Genomic DNA, 19,190 nt, shown 5'->3' on the forward strand with positions numbered 1-19,190 from the left:
CGCGATAGGGCCGCAAAGCGGCCCCAGCTCTATCACTTGCTCACCAACAACTCCGGCCCCAGGTAATCGTTGATCTGATCGATATCATCATCCCCCAGGCTCCCCACCGACGAGGCCAGGCGCAGGCGCGACATCAGGTAGCGCAACTTGGCCTCGAACAGGTCATGCCTGGCCACGAACAACAGCTCCTCGGCATTGAGCACATCCGAGTTGGTGCTGGTGCCGCCCTCCTTGAAGCCCTTGCGGGTCGACAGCAATGAGCGCTCGTTGGACACCACGGCTTTTTCCAGCGCGCGAATGCGCAGGGCGCCGCTCTGCACACCGCGAAACTCCCGGGTGGTGCCGGTGATGACTTCCTGGCGGGTGGCGTCAAGTTCGTCCTGGGCCTTGGCGCTGTTGGCGCTGGCCTGGCGGCTGAGGGCGCTGACACCGCCGCCGCTGTACAACGGGATGTTGATTTCCAGGCCGATCGAGCTGTAGTGGTTGCGCTGGTTCAGCTCCGACAGCGACTGGCTTTCGCCGGCGGTGTAGCCGGCGACGAAGTCCAGGGTCGGCCAGTGGCCGGCCTTGGCCCGTTTCACTTCTTCTTCGGCGATCTCCTGGCTGTGGCGGCGTGCATGAATCAGCGGGCTGTCGGCCTGGGCCTTGACCAGCCAATCCTGCAAGTTGCCTGGCAGCAGCGGTGGGGTGGCGAAGCCCGGTTGCAAGGTGGTCAGCGATTCAGGGGTTTCACCGATGTACTCGGCGAGCTGGCGGCGGGCGTTGACCAGGTTGTCCTGCGCTTCGATCAGCTCGGCCTCGGCCAGGTCGCGGCGCGCGGCCGACTCGTCGATGTCGGTGATGGTGCCGTCGCCCAGTTCCATGCGCCGTTTCGCTGAGGCCAATTGCTCTTCGAAGGCGCTCAGCTTGGCGTGGGCCAGGCTGATGGTCTCGCTGGCCAGTAGCACGTTGAAGTAACTCTCGGCCAGGCGTACCGCAGCGTCCTGGCTCTTGGCATCGAATACCGCCACGCTGTAGTCGGCGCGTTGCTGGCCCTGGCGGTACTCGGCCATCTTCTGCTTGTTGAACAGCGGCTGGCGCAGGCGCAGGTTGGCGCCGGTGGAGTCGTAGTCGAGGTCGTTGTTGATGCCGTTCTGGCGCTGGTTGCCGTTGACCTTGTTGGTGTAGGCCGAGGCGTTGATCTGCGGTAGCAGGCCGGCTCGGCCGATGGCTCGGTTCTCGGCGCCGGCCTCTTGTTCATGCACGGCTGCGCGGTACACCGGGCCCTGGTACTGCAGCAGGTCCCAGGCTTGCTTGAGGTCCATGGCGCCGGCGGGCAGGGCCAGGCCCAGCAGGCACAGGCACAGGCAATGACGGTTCATATCATTGCTCCTTGAAGGCGCTGTCGACGCGCTCGATCATCGGCTTGAGCAGGTAGCTCAGCAGGTTGCGTTCGCCGGTCTTGATGGTGACGCTGGCGGGCATGCCGGGGCGGATATGGTTGCTGCCCAGCAGGGCCATGCCGGCCTGGGTCACCTCCACCTGGGCCAGGTAGAACGGCTGCTTGCTCTCTTCGTCCATCAGCCGGTCGGCCGAGACGGTCTTGACCCGCCCGGGGATGTTGGGGGTCTGGGCATGGTTGAAGGCCGGGAAGGACAGGTCCACCGCAAGCCCCGGGACCATCTTGTCGATGGCCTGCACCGGGATCATCGCGTCCACCTGCAGCGGCTCGTCGAGCGGCACCACCTCCATGATCTTGGCGCCGGGCTGGATGATCCCGCCGACCGTGGCGATGCTCAGGGCCTGGACCATGCCGTCGATCGGCGAGCGGATCACCGTGTGCGCCACTTCATAATCCAGCGCGCGCAGGCGGTCGGCCAGGGTGGTGCTCTCCTTGGCGGTGTCGGTCAGCTGCGATTGCACCTCTTTGCGGTAGTCGTGCTGGCGCTGCAGGATGCGCAGGCGGATCTCGCTGGTCTGGCTGCGCACTCGGGCGATGTTGTTGAGGTTCTCGGCCTGGCCGGCGGACAGGTCGGCATGGCTGCGTTCCAGTTCCAGCAGGCGGTTGCGCGGCACATAGCCTTCGGCGGCGAGGGTGCGGGTGCCGTGCAGTTCCTGGTCGAGGAAGCCGATCTGCGAGGCGCGCGCGCCATACACCTGCTGCAGGCCCTTGAGCTGCACCGCCGAGGCCGTGAGGTTCTCTTCGAGGATGTCGATCTCGCCGGCCAGGCCCGCGCGGCGGGTATCGAGCAGGTGTTCCTGCAAGTCCATCGCTGCCAGCAGGCGGTGGTCGCCGGCGAAGCGGGCAAGCAGGTCGGGGTCGTAGGTCACTGTGTCCTGGCCGTCACGCTCGGCCTCCAGGCGGTTCTCCACGGTCTTGCTGACGATGTACTGGGCGCTGACCGCGCCTTGTTCGGCCACGGCGCGCAGGGCATCCAGACGCACCAGTTCCTGGCCTTTCTTCACCACGTCGCCTTCGCGCACCAGGATCGCTTCCACGGTGCCGCCGGTCAGGTGTTGTACCGCCTTGCGGTTGCTGGTGACCTTGACCGTGCCGGTGGCCACCACGCCGGCATCCAGCGGCGCCAGCCACGACCACATCAAAAAACCGCCAAAGCCGGCGAGCATCAACCACAGGCCGCAGCGGGCGGGGCGGGTGACGTTCATGTCGATGCCGTGGTCGAGGGCGTTCCCGGTGGTTTCAGTGGGCATGTTCATCTGCATGATCTGTCACTCCCGTGCCTTGACCGAGGCCAGTGGGGTCGGTGCCGTCGCGCCTGCCGGTATCACGCTGGCCTTGCGCAGTGCGGCGAACACTTCGTCGCGGCTGCCGAGCATTTGCACGGTGCCGTCGCGCAGCATCAGCACCTTGTCGACGGCGCACAGCACATTGGGCCGGTGCGAGACCAGGATCACCGTCGCGCCCCGCGCCTTGAGCTCGGCCATGGCGTCCACCAGGGCCTTTTCGCCGAGGTCGTCGAGGTTGGCGTTGGGCTCGTCCAGCACGATCAGGCTGGGCTCGCCGTACAGCGCGCGGGCCAGGGCGATGCGTTGCTTCTGGCCACCGGACAGCGGGCTGCCGTCATTGCCCAGGCGGGTGTCGTAGCCCTGGGGCAGGCGCAGGATCATCTCGTGCACGCCGCTGATCTTGGCGGCGCGGATCACCGCGTCACTGTCCACCTCGCCAAAGCGCGCGATGTTGTCGGCGATGCTGCCTTCAAACAGCTCCACATCCTGGGGCAGGTAGCCGAGCCAGGGGCCCAGCTCGGCCTTGTTCCAGGTGAACAGGTCGGCGCCGTCCAGGCGCACCTTGCCAGCCTGGGTCGGCCATACGCCGACCAGCAGGCGGGCGAGGGTGGACTTGCCCGAGGCGGACGGGCCGATGATGCCCAGGCTTTCACCCGGTGTAAGGCTGAAGCTCACCCCGCGCAGGATGGTGTTGCCGGTGCCGGGGGCGCCGGCAAACACGTTCTCCACCGCGAGCATGCCCAGCGGGCGCTGCAGCGACATGCTCGGCGGCCGCTTTGGATAGTCGTGCAACAGCGTGTTGAGCCGGCCCCAGGCCAGGCGGCAAGCGAGCAGTTGCTTCCACGAGGCGATCACCTGTTCCACCGGGGCCAGGGCGCGGCCGGTGAGGATCGAGCAGGCGATCATCATTCCCGGGGTGATCTTGCCTTCGATCGCCAGCAGCGCGCCGCTGCCGAGGATCAGCGACTGCAGGGTGATGCGCACGAAGCGTCCGGTGCTGCTGATCAGCGCGGCGCGGTCGGAGGCCAGGGTCTGCATCTGCAGGATGCGCAGGTGGCCCTTGAACCAGCGCTGGCTGATGGCCGGCAGCATGCCCATGGCCTCGATCACCTCGGCGTTGCGCAGGTTGTTGTTGGCGTAGTTGGCCGACGACAGCGCCGCCTGGTTGGCTTCGGCCAGCGGCTGGTGGGTGGCCTTTTCGGTGAGCCAGGCCAGGCCTACCAGGATCATCGAACCGATCAGCGTGACCAGCCCCAGCAGCGGATGGATCAGGTAGGCGACCAGCAGGTAGATCGGCGTCCAGGGCGCGTCGAAGAAGGCGAATAGGCCATTGCCGGTGAGGAACTGACGCAGCTGCGCCAGGTCCTGCAGGGCCTGGCCGGGGCTGCCGCCGGCGCGGCTGAGATTGCGCTCGAAGGCGGCGCTGAAGGTGCGTCGGTTGAGTGCCATGTCCAGGCAGTTGCCCACCCGGATCAGCACCCGGGTGCGCAGCATCTCCAGGGTGGACATCAGCAGGAACAGGCCCACCACAAGCACCGTCAGCATGGCCAGGGTGGTGACGTTGCGGCTCACCAGTGCACGGTCGTAGACCTGCAGCATGTACACGGCAGGTGTCAACATCATGACGTTTATCACTCCGCTGAAACCTGCCAGCGAATAGAAACTGCGTCGCATTTGAAACAGTGCGTCGGCGAGCTCAGTGCGGGTGGATGTGTGCTTGGGCATGAGGCCTCCCTCCAGAAAACCGGGTGCTCTTGCGGCAGCCCAGGTAGCAGTAGGTGTGGAAGCTGATTGGCACGCAGGCTGGTCGCTCTTTTGGCGGGTAATCCGAACTCGCTGCAGTACCCCACAAGCAGGAGCGTAGGTTGTGAGAAATATTTTGTAATACGTTTTTGCTCTATGGATTCCTCGCAATTTTCATTAAAAACAGCCAGTTGAGAATGATTAGCGGGATCCAATCTTTTTTATCGACGTAATATTGACAATTTTTTTGCCTACAACTTTAGTCTTAGTCAGTTCGTCGGAACTTTGCCCGAAGCCCTGTTGTCGCCACGGCACCGCGAGCCCCCGCTGACATTCCTGTGGGAGCAGAACATGACCAGCCCTCTGTTCTTGTACCGAGTGAATGGGCTCTACAGGACGTTATCCCCCACCTCTCGTGGTCACGGCCCACCCAGGGCCTGGGTTCGTCGCGCCTGAGCGCCCGACGCACCTGAACCTGCGCGAACTCCAGGCACGTAGCCCGCCAGGCGGGTAACGGTTTTGCGCGCCCCGTTTCGCCACAAGAAAACGCTGCAAACCGTGCACGCCCATGAACGGGCGCGACGGGCGCCTGCGCCCCGCGCTCGCCCCCCATACCGATCGAGGTCAACCGAAAATGGCCAATTTCAGCAAGTCCGACCTGGAGTTCATCCTCAAGCAGATCTTCATCGCCGAAGCCCATGCCAGCGGCGCCAGCCTTATCGAGCTGCTGCCCAACAGCCAGGTGCCGTTCGGCCTGCGTACCGTCGATGGCAGCTACAACAATCTGGTGGCCGGGCAGAGCGAGTTCGGTGCCGCCGACAATTCCTTCCTGCGCCTGCTCGATGCCCAGTACCGCGCGGCCTACGCCGCCAGCGGCACGGTGGTCGACGCACAGCCGCGCACCATCAGCAACCTGATCGTCGACCAGACCGCGCACAACCCGGCGGCGGTCGAGGCCAATGGCGGCGCCGCGCCGGTGATCAGCCCCGGCGTGGACGGTGTGTTCGGCACCGCCGACGACAAAGAAGTGTTCTTCATCCCCAACGAGTCGCCGGATGCCGGCCTGACCGCCGGCTTCAACTCCTGGATGACGTTCTTCGGCCAGTTCTTCGACCACGGCCTGGACCTGGTCACCAAAACCAGCAGCGCCGTGGTGTTCATACCGCTGCAGCCCGACGACCCGTTGTACGTGCCGGGCGGGCAGACCAACTTCATGGTGCTGCCGCGCGCGGTGCACACCGCCGGCGCCGATGGCGTGCTCGGCACCGCCGACGATGGCCAGCTCAACACCACCTCGCCGTTCGTCGATCAGAGCCAGACCTACAGCTCGCACCCCTCGCACCAGGTATTCCTGCGCGAATACACCCTCGATGCCGGCGGCGACCCGGTGGCCACCGGCCGCTTGATCACCAACCGCGATCTGGGCGCCGACGGCAAGTTCGGCACCGCCGACGATGGCAGTGGCGAGAACGGCGGCATGGCCACCTGGGCGGTGGTCAAGGCCCAGGCCCGCGACATCCTCGGCATCGACCTGACCGACGCCAACGTGCACAACGTGCCGCTGCTGGCCACCGATGCCTATGGCAACTTCATCAAGGGCCCCAACGGCATGCCGCAGGTGGTGATCCGTATCGGCAATGGCGCCGACGGCATCGCGGGCACCGCCGATGACGTGACCCAACTGGTAGAGGGCAACCGCGCCGCGCCGATCAGCCTGGCCAACGCGGTGAGCACCGGCCATGGCTTCCTTGATGACATCGCCCACAATGCCGAGCCGGTCTCGGTCGGTGGCGTGCTGCAGGCCGATGCCGACAACAGCATCGGCAACGCCCAGACCCCAGGCCCGGGCGGCAGCAACCTGACCTACGACAACGAACTGCTCGACGCCCACTACATCGCCGGCGACGGTCGCGCCAACGAGAACATCGGCCTGACCGCCGTGCACCATGTGTTCCACTCCGAGCACAACCGCCTGGTGCAGCAATCCAAGGACACCATCCTCGCCTCGGCTGACCTGGCCTTCCTCAATGAGTGGCTGGTGGATGATGTGGCCGCACTGCCGACCACGGCCGCCGAGGTCGCCGCCCTGGTATGGGATGGCGAGCGGCTGTTCCAGGCCGCCAAGTTCGGCACCGAAATGCAGTACCAGCACCTGGTGTTCGAGGAATTCGCCCGCACCATCCAGCCGCAGGTGGACGAGTTCCTCGCCCCCAACGGTTACGACACCTCGATCAACCCGGCGATCCTCGCCGAGTTCGCCCACGTGGTGTACCGCTTCGGCCACTCGATGCTGACCGAGACCGTCGACCGCTTCGACCCCGCGTTCAACCCGGTTCTCAGCGACCCGAACAATCCCGACCAGCAATTGGGCCTGATTGCCGCCTTCCTCAACCCGCTGGCCTTCGCCGGCAGCGGCGCCACCGCCGACGAAGCGGCCGGGGCGATCATCCGCGGCGTGACCCGCCAACTGGGCAACGAGATCGACGAATTCGTCACCGAGGCGCTGCGCAACAACTTGCTGGGCCTGCCGCTGGACCTGCCGGCGCTGAACCTGGCCCGTGGCCGTGACACCGGCATCCCCAGCCTCAACCAGGCGCGCCGCGAGTTCTACCATTCCACCGGCGACAGCCAGCTCAAGCCGTACATCAGCTGGGTCGACTTCGCCGAGCATCTCAAGCACCCGGCCTCGCTGGTCAACTTCATCGCCGCCTATGGCAGCCACAGCAGCATCACCTCGGCGACCACCCTCGAAGACAAACGCGCCGCCGCCCTGGCGCTGGTGTTCGGCGGCACGGGTGCACCGGGCGACCGCCTGGACTTCCTCAACGGCACCGGGGATTGGGCCAACGTCACCCTGGCCGGCAAGGACGGCGTGATGAACACCGCCGACGACGTCAGTGGCGTGACCATCACCGGCGTCGACAGCATCGACTTCTGGGTTGGCGGCCTGGCCGAGCAGAAAATGCCGTTCGGCGGCATGCTCGGCTCAAGCTTCAACTTCGTCTTCGAAACCCAGCTCGAAGCGCTGCAGAACGGCGACCGTTTCTATTACCTGTCGCGCACCGCGGGCCTGAACTTCGGCACCGAGCTTGAGAACAACTCGTTCGCCAAGCTGATCATGCTCAACACCGATGTCACCCACCTGTCCAACACGGTGTTCCTCACCCCGACCTTCACCCTGGAGGTCAACCAGGCCAACCAGTACACCGGCCTGGGCGCAGACGGCCGTGCCGACCCCACTGGCGGGCTGATGATCAACGGCGTGGAGATCGTGCCGCTGGTGATCCGTGACAACCCCGACACCGTGGGTGGCGACAGCAACTTCCTGCACTACACCGGTGAAGACCACGTGGTGCTCGGCGGCACTGCCGGCGACGACATCATCATTTCCGGCGAGGGCGACGACACCCTGTATGGCGACGGCGGCAACGACCGCCTCGAAGGCGGTGCCGGCAACGATGCGGTGCTGGGTGGCGCGGGCGACGACATCATCACCGACTCGTTCGGCGACAACCGCCTGGAAGGCAACGCTGGCAACGACGTGATCATTGCCGGCAGCATGCTGGCCGCCGGCAACCTGATCCTCGGCGGCGACGGCCAGGACTTCATCGTCACCACCGAAGACATCACCACCACCTTCGGCGGCCAGGGCGACGACTTCATCCTCGGCGCCAAGACCAACCTGCCGCCCACCGGCAACGAAGGCGACGACTGGATCGAGAAGGGCACCCAGGACGGCGCGCCGGGCGACAACTTCGCACCGCTGCTCACCGATGACGTGGTCGGCAACGACATCTTCGTCGGCGGTGGCGGCTTCGATGAAATGATCGGCGAGGGCGGCGACGACATCTTTGTCGGCAGCGATGCCCAGGACAAGATGGACGGCATGTCCGGTTTCGACTGGATCACCTACAAGAACGACCAGGTGGGCGTCACCGCCGACCTGAGCCTGGCCGCGCTGGCCCAGCCCCATGGCAACGCACCGAACCAGAACGCCGGGGTGTTCAACCCGGTCGGCGCCTCGCCGGCCTCGATCCTCGATCGCTTCGCCGAAGTGGAGGGGTTGTCCGGCTCCAATTTCGCCGACGTGCTCAAGGGCGATGACGTGGATGCGGTGACCATCCTCAACCACGGCGGCGCCACCGGCGGTGCCTTGACCAATGTCCAGCTGATCCGCGGGCTGCAGCAGTTCCTGGCCGATGCCGGGCTGCCGACCACAGGTTTTGCCACCGGCAACATCATCCTCGGTGGTAACGGCAGTGACCTGATCGAAGGCCGTGGCGGCGATGACCTGATCGACGGCGACAAGTGGATCAACGTGCGCATCGCGGTGTATGCCCCGGGCGATGTCAACCACACCGGCCCCGAGATCGCCAGCTTCGACAGCATGGTCGACATGATCCCGTTCATGCTCGACCGCACCTACAACCCCGGCCAGCTCAAGGCGGTGCGCGAGATCCTGCCCGGTACCTCCACCGGTGGCGCGGCCTATGACACCGCGATCTACCAGGGTGTGCAGGCCGACTACACGGTGACCCGTGACACCCGTGGCACCGCCGATGTCTCGGACGACGTGTGGACGGTGACCGACAGCGATGTTGGCCGTGACGGCACCGATACCCTGCTGCATATCGAGCGCCTGCAATTCGCCGACGGCCAGCAGATCCTGGTGCCCGGCGGCAACGCCCAGCCCACCGGCCAGCCAACGCTCACCGACAGCAACGGCGGGGCGATCACCGTGGGCGACATGCTCACCGTCAGCGTGGCGGGGGTGCGCGATGGCGACAACGTCAGCGCCGGCAACCCGCTGGGTACGCTCGCCAACAGTTCGGTGTCCTACTACTGGCAGTTCGAGGCCGACCCGGGCAGCGGCGTGTTCCAGGACATCATCCTGCTGCCGGCCGGCGATCTGGCATTCCAGAGCGCCGACGGCACGGCGTTCAAGGTCTCGCCGGACCTGGCCGGCCTGTCGCTGCGGGTCAAGGCGATCTACCAGGACGCCCACGGCACCACCGAAATCCTGTTCTCCCAGCCCACCACAGTGGTAGAGCCCGGCGCGCCGGTGGTGCCCACGGCACCAACCCCGGTGGTGGATGCCAGCGATGGCGGCGCCGGTCTGCACATGGTGCGCTCGGACCTCAACTTCATCCTCGCCCAGATCAAGATCGCCGAGGCGGACGCGGCGGGGCAGGACATCCTCTCGTTGATCCCCAACATCCGCGCGCCGCTAGGCCTGCGTGCGGTCGATGGTTCGAACAACAACCTGATGAACCTCAACGGCAACAACCACACCGAATACGGTGCCGCCGACAACGTGTTCCCACGCCTGAGCGACCCCGTGTTCAATTCGGCCGAAGGCGCCCCGGCCGGCTTCTTTGGCCCCGGTTCCCCGGCCAGCCCTGCGACCTCCTACCAGCAGACCAGCGGCAACGTGTTCGACTCGCAGCCGCGCACCATCAGCAACCTGATCGTCGACCAGACCTCGAACAACCCGGCCGCCTATGCCACCGCCTATGACCCCGGTGCCAACGGTCACCTCGACTTCGGCGCGCCAGGCAGTGACGACGTGCTCAAGGATGGCGTGCGCATCGTTGCCAGCCCCGGCCTGGATGGCCAGTTCGGCACCAATGACGACCACGACGTATACCTGTTCGAGAACACCGCGCCGGATGCCGGCCTGTCCGCGCCGTTCAACGCCTGGATGACCTTCTTCGGGCAGTTCTTCGACCACGGCCTGGACCTGGTGACCAAGGGCGGCTCGGGCACCATCTTCATCCCGCTGCAACCGGACGACCCGCTGTACGTGCCGGGCGGGCACTCCAACTTCATGGTGCTGACCCGCGCCACCAACCTGCCCGGCGCCGACGGCGTGCTGGGCACTGCCGACGATGTCCACGAACACACCAACACCACCACGCCGTTCGTCGACCAGAACCAGACCTACAGCTCGCACCCGTCGCACCAGGTGTTCCTGCGCGGCTACCAGCTGACCGACCACGGCCCGATCGCCACCGGCCGCCTGATCACCAACCGTGACCTGGGCGCCGACGGCAAGTACGGCACCGGCGACGACAGCGAGATCGGCGGCATGGCCACCTGGAAAGTGGTCAAGGCCCAGGCCAACGATGTGCTGGGTATCCACCTCACCGACGCCGACGTGGACAACGTGCCGCTGCTGGCCACCGACGCCTACGGCAACTTCATCAAGGGGCCCAACGGCTACCCGATGGTGGTGATGAAGGGCGTGGACGGCCTGGGCGGTACTGCCGACGACGTGCTGGTCGAAGGCAACCCACTGGCGCCGATCGACCTGACCAATGCCGTGCGCACCGGCCACCAGTTCCTGGCCGATATCGCCCACAACGCCGTGCCGGTGTTCAGCGGTGGCGTGCTGGCGCCGGACGCCGGCGATGCGATAGGCAACGCCGTGCCGTTCAACCCGCAGACCGGTGCCAACACCGCCTACGACAACGAACTGCTCGACGCCCACTACATCGCCGGTGACGGCCGGGTCAACGAGAACATCGGCCTGACCGCGGTGCATGCGATCTTCCACTCCGAGCACAACCGGCTGGTGGCGCAGACCAAGGACACCGTGCTCGACTCCCACGATGTGGCCTTCCTCAACGAGTGGTTGCTCGACCCGGTGGCGGCGTTGCCCGTCACCCAGGCCGAGATCGACGCGCTGGTATGGAACGGCGAGCGGTTGTTCCAGGCCGCCAAGTTCGGCACCGAGATGCAGTACCAGCACCTGGTGTTCGAGGAGTTCGCCCGCACCATCCAGCCGCGGGTCGACCTGTTCTTCGCCCCGACCCAGGTGTATGACGTCGACCTCGATGCCTCGATCGTCGCCGAGTTCGCGCACACCGTGTACCGCTTTGGCCACTCGATGCTGACCGAAACCGTTGACCGCTTCGACATCGACTTTAACGTGATCGGCGACCCGGCCAGCGCCAACCCCGACCAGCAGATGGGCCTGATCGCAGCGTTCCTCAACCCGCTGGCCTATGCCGCCAGTGGCGTGACGCCCGAGGAGGCGACCAGTGCCATCGTGCGCGGGGTGACCCGCCAGGCCGGCAACGAGATCGACGAGTTCGTCACCGAGGCGCTGCGCAACAACCTGCTGGGCCTGCCGCTGGACCTGCCGGCGATCAACATTGCCCGTGGCCGCGATGTCGGCATCCCGTCGCTCAACGCCCTGCGTCGCGACATCTATGGCCAGACCGGCGACACCCAGCTCAAGCCGTACACCAGCTGGGTCGACCTGGTGCAGCACCTCAAGCACCCGGAATCGCTGATCAACTTCATCGCCGCCTACGGCACCCACGCCAGCATCACCTCGGCGACCACCCTCGAGGGCAAGCGTGACGCCGCCCTGGCCCTGGTGTTCGGTGGCGATGGTGCGCCCAGCGACCGCCTGGACTTCCTCAATGGCAGCGGCGCATGGGCCAACGTGACCAAGGCCGGCAAGGATGGCCTGCTGGGCACCGCCGACGACCTCAAGGGGGTGACCATCACCGGGGTGGATGCCATCGACCTGTGGATCGGCGGCCTGGCCGAAGCGAAGACGCCGTTCGGCGGCATGCTCGGCAGCACCTTCAACTTCGTGTTCGAGAACCAGCTGGAGAAACTGCAGGACGGTGACCGCTTCTATTACCTGGAACGCACCGCCGGCCTGTCGATGAACGCCGAGCTGGAAAGCAACTCGTTCGCCAAGCTGATCATGGCCAACACCTCGGCCACCCACCTGCCGGGCCTGGTGTTCTCCGACCCTGGCTTCTACCTGGAAGTGGACCGCTCCAAGCAGTACAACGACGGCCTGGGCAACGCCGACCCGCTGGACGACAGCGGTCATCAGGTGGTGTTCCGCGACAACCCGCTGACCGCTGGCCCTGACGGCAACTACATCCGCTACACCGGTGACGAGCACATCGTGCTCGGTGGCACCAACGGCGATGACATCCTCATCGCCAGCGAGGGTGACGACACGGTGTGGGGCGATGCCGGCAACGACCGCATCGACGGTGGTGACGGCAACGACCAGCTGCGCGGTGGTGCCGGCGACGACATCATCAGCGACACCGGCGGCGACGATAACATCCAGGGCGGCGACGGCAACGATGTGCTGCACGGCGGCAACGGCATCAACCTGATCATCGGCGGCTTCGGCAACGACTTCATCGTCACCGGTGAGGATGCCAGCGAAGCCATCGGTGGCCAGGGCAACGACTTCATCCTGGGCAGCAAGGCCAACGAGCAGGACATGGGCAACGAAGGCGACGACTGGATCGAGAAGGGCACCTCGGACGGTGCGCCCGGCGACAACTTCGACCCGCTCGGCAACGACCCGATCATCGGCAACGACGTGTTCATCGGCGGTAACGAGAACGACAAGTTCAACGGTGAAGGCGGCGATGACATCATGGTCGGCAGCCTCGGCTTCGGCGACCGCTACATCGGCGGCTCCGGCTATGACTGGGCGACCTTCAAGGACCTGGCCCAGGGCGTCTCCATCGACTACAGCGACCGCTTCTTCGATGTGCCGCTGGTACCGGGCTCGGGCGCATCGGCGCTGGTGCGCTTCGACATCATGGAAGGCCTGTCGGGCTCGGCCCATGGCGACTTCCTGCGCGGCGACAACGAGGATGCCACCTCGCTGCCCACCGCCGGGGCCACTGGCAGCGTGCTGACCAACATCGGCCTGATCAACGGCCTGGTCGACCTGCTGGCGGCCGGCGCGACCTTCTTCGATGGCGGCAACATCATCCTGGGCGGCAGCGGCAGCGACCTCATCGAAGGGCGCGGCGGCGACGACATCCTCGACGGTGACAAGTGGCTGAACGTGCGCATCAGCGTGCGCGCCAACCATGACGGAACCGGCCCGGAAATCGCCACCTTCGACAGCATGGAACCGATGGTGCCGCTGATGCTCAACGGCACCTACAACCCCGGGCAGCTGGTGATCGTGCGGGAGATCCTCAGTGGCGACAACAGCTACGACACCGCGGTGTTCAGCGGCATCGCCACCGACTACCGCATCAGCATCGAGGGCGACACGGTCATCGTCACCGATACCGTGGTGGGCCGTGACGGCGTGGACCGCCTGACCGGCATCGAACGCCTGCAGTTTGCCGACAGCGCCCAGGCCTCGGGTGTGGGGACCGCTGTCAACAATGGCCCGTCGGGCCACCTGGCGATCCTCGATGACGCCAGCGGCGCGCGGGCCGATGCCCCGGTGGCCGGGCAGTTGCTGCGGGTGAGCAACCGTGGCGTGCACGACGCCGACAACGTCGGCGCAGGCAACGCCAGCGGCGCGGTGACCGGGCCTGTGGCCTACTACTGGCAGGTCGAGACCATCCCCGGCACCGGTGTGTATGAAGACATCACCTTTGTCGCCGCCGGTGAAGCGTCACGGGCGACCGGCAGCACCTACCGGGTGGCGGACGATGTGGCGGGGCTCAACATCCGCGTGCGGGCGGTGTACCAGGACGCCAAGGGCACACTGGAAATCGTCGACTCCTCGGCCAACAGCGCCCCCAGCGCAGGGCCGACCGTGACCGGGCTGGCGGCGCAGAACCAGGTGCTCACCGCCAACCTGGCGGCCATCGTCGACGCTGACGGCCTGAGCAACCCGCAGTTCAGCGTGCAGTGGCAGTCGAACGTGGGCGTGGGCTGGGTGAACATCCCGGGTGCCACCGGCACCAGCTTCACCCTTGGCCAGGCCCAGGTCGGCCAGCAGATACGCGTGCTGGTGAACTACGTGGATGACTTCGGCGTGGCCGAGGTGGCTACCTCCGACCCGACGCTGCCGGTGCTCAACGTCAACGACGCGCCAACCGGCGCGGTGCTGATCAGCGACACCACACCGGACCAGGGCCAGACCCTGACCGCGCTGACCGGCAGCATCGCCGACCTCGACGGCCTGGGCGCCTTCAGCTTCCAGTGGCAGCAGGGGCTGGGCGGCAACTTCAACGACATTGCCGGCGCCACGTCGGCCAGCTTCACCCCGGGCCTGGCCCAGGGCAATCAGCAACTGCGGGTGATCGTGCGCTACACCGACGGCTTCGGTAAACAGGAGGTGGTGACCTCGGCGGCCACGGCGGCGGTGGCGGTGATACCGGGTATCGTGCTGCAAGGCACCAACGCGGCCAACACCCTCAACGGCACGGTGGGCAACGATGTGCTGCTGGGCCTGGGCGGTAACGACACGCTCAATGGCCTGGCCGGGTTCGACCAGCTGTTCGGCGGCGTCGGTAACGACACGCTCAACGGCGGCGACGGTGACGACGTGCTCAATGGCGAGGACGGCAACGATGTCCTCAACGGCGGGCTGGGCGCCGACACCATGAACGGCGGTGCCGGCAACGACACCTTCGTGGTCGACAACCTCGGCGACAGCGTCTCCGAAGTGGCCGGCGGCGGTGTCGACCTGGTGCAGACCAGCCTGGCCAGCTACCTGTTGGGCAACGAGCTCGAGAACCTGACCTACACCGGCAGCGCCAACTTCACCGGTACCGGCAACGCGCTGGCCAACACCATCACCGGCAGCAGCGGCAACGACACGCTCAATGGCGGTGCCGGTGATGACCGGCTGGTGGGCGGCGCCGGCAACGATACCTATGTAATCGATGCCGGCAACGATGTGGTGGTCGAGGCCGCCGGCGGCGGTATCGATACCGTGCGCACCTCGCTGGCCAGCTACGCGCTGACCGCCAACGTCGAGAACCTGACCTACACCGGCGCGGGCAACTTCACAGGCTTGGGCAACGACCTCGCCAACGTCATCACCGGCGGTGCCGGCAACGACACCCTCAGTGGTGCCGGTGGCGACGATACCCTCAACGGCAACGCCGGCAACGACACGCTCAATGGCGATGCCGGCAACGACCAGCTGTTCGGCGGCCTGGGCAACGACACCCTCAATGGCGGTGGCAACAATGACAGCCTCGATGGCGGTGACGGCGACGATGCGCTCAACGGCGGCAATGGTGACGACATCCTGCTGGGCGGGTTGGGCAACGACAACCTCGATGGCGGTGTCGGCGTCGATCAGCTTGACGGCGGTGCGGGTAACGACACCGTGCTCGGTGGTGGCGGCAACGACACCTTGCTGGGCGGGGCCGGCGATGACTTCATCGATGGCGGCGCGGGCAACGACACGGTCACCGGCGGGGCGGGCAACGACTCGCTGGTGGCGCTCGACGGCAACGATGTCTTCGTGTTTGCCGCAGGCTTCGGCGCCGACCAGGTGTTCGGCTTCGATGCTGCCCCGGCGGGCGGCCAGGACCGGCTGGACATCTCGGCGATGAACATCACGGCGGCGACCTTTGCCGCCAACGTGACCATCGCCGATGTGGGGGCCGATACCCTGGTCAGCTTTGCCGGTGCTACCGACACCATTCGCCTGGTGGGGGTGGGGGATGCGACCAGTGTGACGGCGGCGGATTTCCTGCTGACGTGATGTGCGCAATGAGTTGAAGCAGCAGAAGGGGCAAGGACGCCCTCCTGCTTCATGTGTGGGTGTTCGGTAAGGCCATTTGAACGAAGCCGGCCAGGTCACATAGTGTCTGTTCGATACCCAACCTCTCGTCGAGCGGTAAGTCGCGGTAGCGAGCCACCGACGAGCGCCAATGAAGCTGGGGGTCATCCGCCTTTCTTGAGCGGTTCCTGATGCCCGCAGATAGAGCAATAGACGAGTTTTCCGCTGGCGGCGCTCAAGCGATCAATCGCCATCTTCCCTAAAGCTGACGCTGCAGCGGTGGCGGCGACCATCGCAAGTTTACCGAGGACACCACCACCTGAGTTGCTTGCCGCTTTCGCCGCGAGGGCTGTTACGCCAACGGCACCGGCAGTGGTGGAGGCTGCTGTCGCGGCAGCAGCGGCAGTTGCGGTCGTCGCTACAACTGCGCCGGTGAAGTGCGTCTTGGACAGTTTGGCCAGCTCGCGTTGGGTGACGATCCGGGCGCTGGGGGCTTTGCACTGGTTGCAACGAATCATATTTCCACTCCCTGATGAATTGAGTTGCTGCCTGCTCGCGGCTGGTTAGGGTACATCCTGGTCAGCATGTCCTTTGAGCCCGCTTACGCATTGTATTCAAGTACCGTGGATGCTTTCACCCCTTGTATAGGGTATGGGCCGGCACGGACGGAAGACTTGAGACATGCCTCGGCCTCCGAGGCCGCTTAATAGCCGTTTGCGGACGACCGGGCGAGTTGGCTGGCGGGCTCGTGTCAGTCAAATGCCCCCTCGATGAACGCCTCCAACGCCTGCGCCTCGATGATCTCGATCGAAAAATGCCCAAAGCGCTTAGGCAACCAGATGATCCGCGCCCCGGCCGGCGATTGCAGGTCACCGCGTGCCAGCGGCTGGCCATTCTCGTTCTCTGGCTGCACACCATTGGCCACCAACTGGTCATAGGCCACTTCGATGTCCGGCGTCGAGTAGCAATGGCGGTAGATCATGCCTTCGCCGTGCTCGTCCAGGAGCACCTTGAGATTGCCCGCCAGCGGTTGCACCAGCATGAAGCGCTCCTGGCCCATGCGGGCGATGGCGTAGCGCACGTGCAGGCCGCCGCGTTCCCACACCTGGGTGGTGGAAATCTCGGCGTCGAGGATCTGTTGGTAGTAGGCGCAGGCCGCTTCGAGCTGGTTGACCAGTACATCCACGTGGCTGAACGTGAGTTGCATCGTGACACTCCCCTGGCTGAGGGGCTGGAGCATAACTCAGCTGATGTGCCCAATGGCGGACCAGGTATGCGCCCAATGGAATCCGGCCTATGTCGGGTGGTGGCCGCAAACCTCGCGGTATCTCGTTCGGTGTGCTACCCAGCGCTGCCGGTGAGGCTGGCAGTAATTCTGTGGGAGCGGCGGTGCGCCGATGCGACTTGCCCCGCGAAGAGGGCGGCCCATGAAAAGGAGTAGCCTGGCACGGGCTAGGCCCGTGTTCGCGGGGCAAGCCCGCTCCCACGAAGGCCAGCGTTGGGCTCACCGGCAGCTTTGGGTCGAAAGCTGTCAATCACGACCGGCGGCTTTTGACTCAGAGCGGGGTAGCTATCTGCGCGAGCTTTTGGCTGTTTTCCACGCCGTGGCAGGCCACTTGCAGGATCACCGTCTAGACTTCGAGACGGTTTGGAGAGCGATACGCTGAGTGTGGAATAGGCCATGCCGTTCGCCGAAGTTCGCTGATTCGTCTCCTTGGGTCCCTCACCTGCAAGGACGTCGACTATGCGAACGGCACAAACAGGCTTCAGCGCAGCCATCCTGGCCTTGTCACTCAGTGCTCCACTTGCCCAAGCCGCCGAACAACCCCAGCCAAGCGCGCCTGCGCTCACCCAGCCCAGCACGGATGCGCTCATGCATCCGGCGTACGTGAAAACCATCGCGCGCATGGCCTATCTCTGGGGCTGGCCGATGGTCAACATGATCAACCGCCACGAGCGCATCACCAAGGCGCCTCACCCGGGGCTGCTGGGCGGCATCCTGCCAGCGGCGCCGCGCGGCCAGCTGGGCATGCTGCACGATTACATCACTCCTGCCGAAACCTTTGTCACCTGCCCCAACCAGGATGTGGTGTACGGCCTTGGCTTCTTCTCCCTGGACGACGAGCCCGTGATCGCCCAGGTGCCGGACTTCGGCGAGCGCTTCTGGGTCTATGCCATGTACGACCAGCGCACCGATCAGTTCGGCGAACTCGGCAAGCCCTATGCCAGCAAGCCCGGTTTCTACCTGCTGGTGGGCCCGAACTGGAAAGGCGAGAAACCCGACGGGGTAGAAGCCATCATCCGCAGCCCCACGGCGTTGGCCAACACCATCCCTCGGGTGTTCATGGACGACACGGATGCCGACCGTGCGGCTATCCAGCAACAGCTCAATCAGATCGTCTTCTACCCGCTCAAAGACTTTGACGGCAAGATGAAGACCATCGACTGGAAGAAAACCCCTGACATCCCGGTACCCAATGCCGACAGCGCAAGCCAAGGCGAAACCAAATGGGTCATCCCGGAGAAATTCTTCGATCAGTTCCCGCAAGTGCTGGACACCGTTGCGCCACTGCCCGGGGAGGAAGCGCTTTACGCCCAGTTCCGGCAACTCATGGCAATCGCCGCAAAAGACCCGGCCATCAAGAAACTAATGGTCGAAGAGGCCAAGCTGGCCGACAAGGAACTGATCGCGCCGTTCTTCCAGTGGAAACACAACGGCCGCCCAGCGGGCAATGGCTGGAACCGCTCGACCAACAATGCCCAATGGGGCGTGGACTATTTCAATCGCACCGGCACCTCCAAGTCGAACATGTTCGACAACCGCCCCAATGAAACCCAGTACTACTACACCGACTTCGATGGCAATGGCGCTCAACTCAATGGCGCCCACAGCTACGAAGTCACCTTCGCCAAAGGCGAGGAGCCACCAGTGCAGGGCTTCTGGTCGCTGACGTTGTACAACCAGCACCACCTGTTCAGCGCCAATGCGCTCCATCGTTACTCGCTGGGTACCAAGAACAAAGACCTCAAACGCAATGCCGATGGCTCGCTGACGGTCTACATAGGCCCGGTATCCCCCGGCAAGGACAAAGAGAACAACTGGCTGCCATCACCTAAAGAGTCCATCTCGCTGTATATCCGGGCCTACTGGGGCAAAGAGCCGATCCTGGATGCGAGCTGGAAGCCGCCGGTGATCAAGAAGATCAAGTAAGCCTCGCGTTGCGATTATTGTCATTGCACA

The 19,190-nt window shown here is 65.2% G+C and carries 7 protein-coding genes; 2 read left to right on the top strand and 5 right to left on the bottom strand.

Going from position 1 to position 19,190, the window contains the following annotated elements; genetic code table 11:
• Nucleotides 1-32: 32 nt before the first annotated feature.
• Genes F6X61_RS22455 through F6X61_RS22465 form a run of 3 tightly spaced genes read right to left on the bottom strand, consistent with a single transcriptional unit; the run spans nucleotide 33 to nucleotide 4,452 of the window.
• Entirely contained in the window at nucleotides 33-1,361 is a 1,329-nt protein-coding gene (locus F6X61_RS22455; protein WP_153788599.1) for a TolC family outer membrane protein, read from the bottom strand.
• 1 nt (nucleotide 1,362) lies between these two features.
• Nucleotides 1,363-2,697 (bottom strand): HlyD family type I secretion periplasmic adaptor subunit, encoded by a 1,335-nt coding sequence (locus F6X61_RS22460; RefSeq protein ID WP_256671405.1) that lies wholly within the window; start codon nucleotides 2,695-2,697, stop codon nucleotides 1,363-1,365.
• A 12-nt stretch (nucleotides 2,698-2,709) separates the two neighbouring features.
• Nucleotides 2,710-4,452 carry a type I secretion system permease/ATPase gene (locus F6X61_RS22465; protein ID WP_153788601.1) on the bottom strand — a complete coding sequence of 581 codons (1,743 nt, stop codon included), beginning with the start codon at nucleotides 4,450-4,452 and terminating at the stop codon, nucleotides 2,710-2,712.
• Nucleotides 4,453-5,104: 652 nt separating this feature from the next.
• On the opposite strand from F6X61_RS22465, the gene F6X61_RS22470 reads away from it, so the two are divergent.
• Nucleotides 5,105-15,931, top strand: coding sequence for a peroxidase family protein (locus F6X61_RS22470; protein WP_153788602.1), 10,827 nt, complete (start codon nucleotides 5,105-5,107; stop codon nucleotides 15,929-15,931).
• Between the two features lie 182 nt (nucleotides 15,932-16,113).
• Here the strand turns inward: F6X61_RS22470 and F6X61_RS22480 are convergent, their stop codons facing one another.
• Both F6X61_RS22480 and F6X61_RS22485 read right to left on the bottom strand, forming a co-directional pair.
• The gene (locus F6X61_RS22480) at nucleotides 16,114-16,467 is read right to left on the bottom strand and encodes a hypothetical protein (RefSeq protein ID WP_153788603.1); all 354 of its coding nucleotides are present in this window, start codon (nucleotides 16,465-16,467) and stop codon (nucleotides 16,114-16,116) included.
• Nucleotides 16,468-16,700: 233 nt separating this feature from the next.
• Nucleotides 16,701-17,156, bottom strand: a complete 456-nt coding sequence (locus F6X61_RS22485) for a VOC family protein (protein ID WP_153788604.1) — start codon at nucleotides 17,154-17,156, stop codon at nucleotides 16,701-16,703.
• A 666-nt stretch (nucleotides 17,157-17,822) separates the two neighbouring features.
• Between F6X61_RS22485 and F6X61_RS22490 the strand changes: the two genes are divergently transcribed.
• Nucleotides 17,823-19,160: a DUF1254 domain-containing protein gene (locus tag F6X61_RS22490; RefSeq protein WP_256671406.1), complete on the top strand. Its 1,338-nt coding sequence runs from the start codon at nucleotides 17,823-17,825 to the stop codon at nucleotides 19,158-19,160.
• Nucleotides 19,161-19,190 lie beyond the last annotated feature (30 nt).

Origin of the sequence: Pseudomonas sp. EMN2 (genome assembly GCF_009650555.1) — a bacterium.
GTDB classification, from domain to species: Bacteria; Pseudomonadota; Gammaproteobacteria; order Pseudomonadales; family Pseudomonadaceae; genus Aquipseudomonas; species Aquipseudomonas sichuanensis.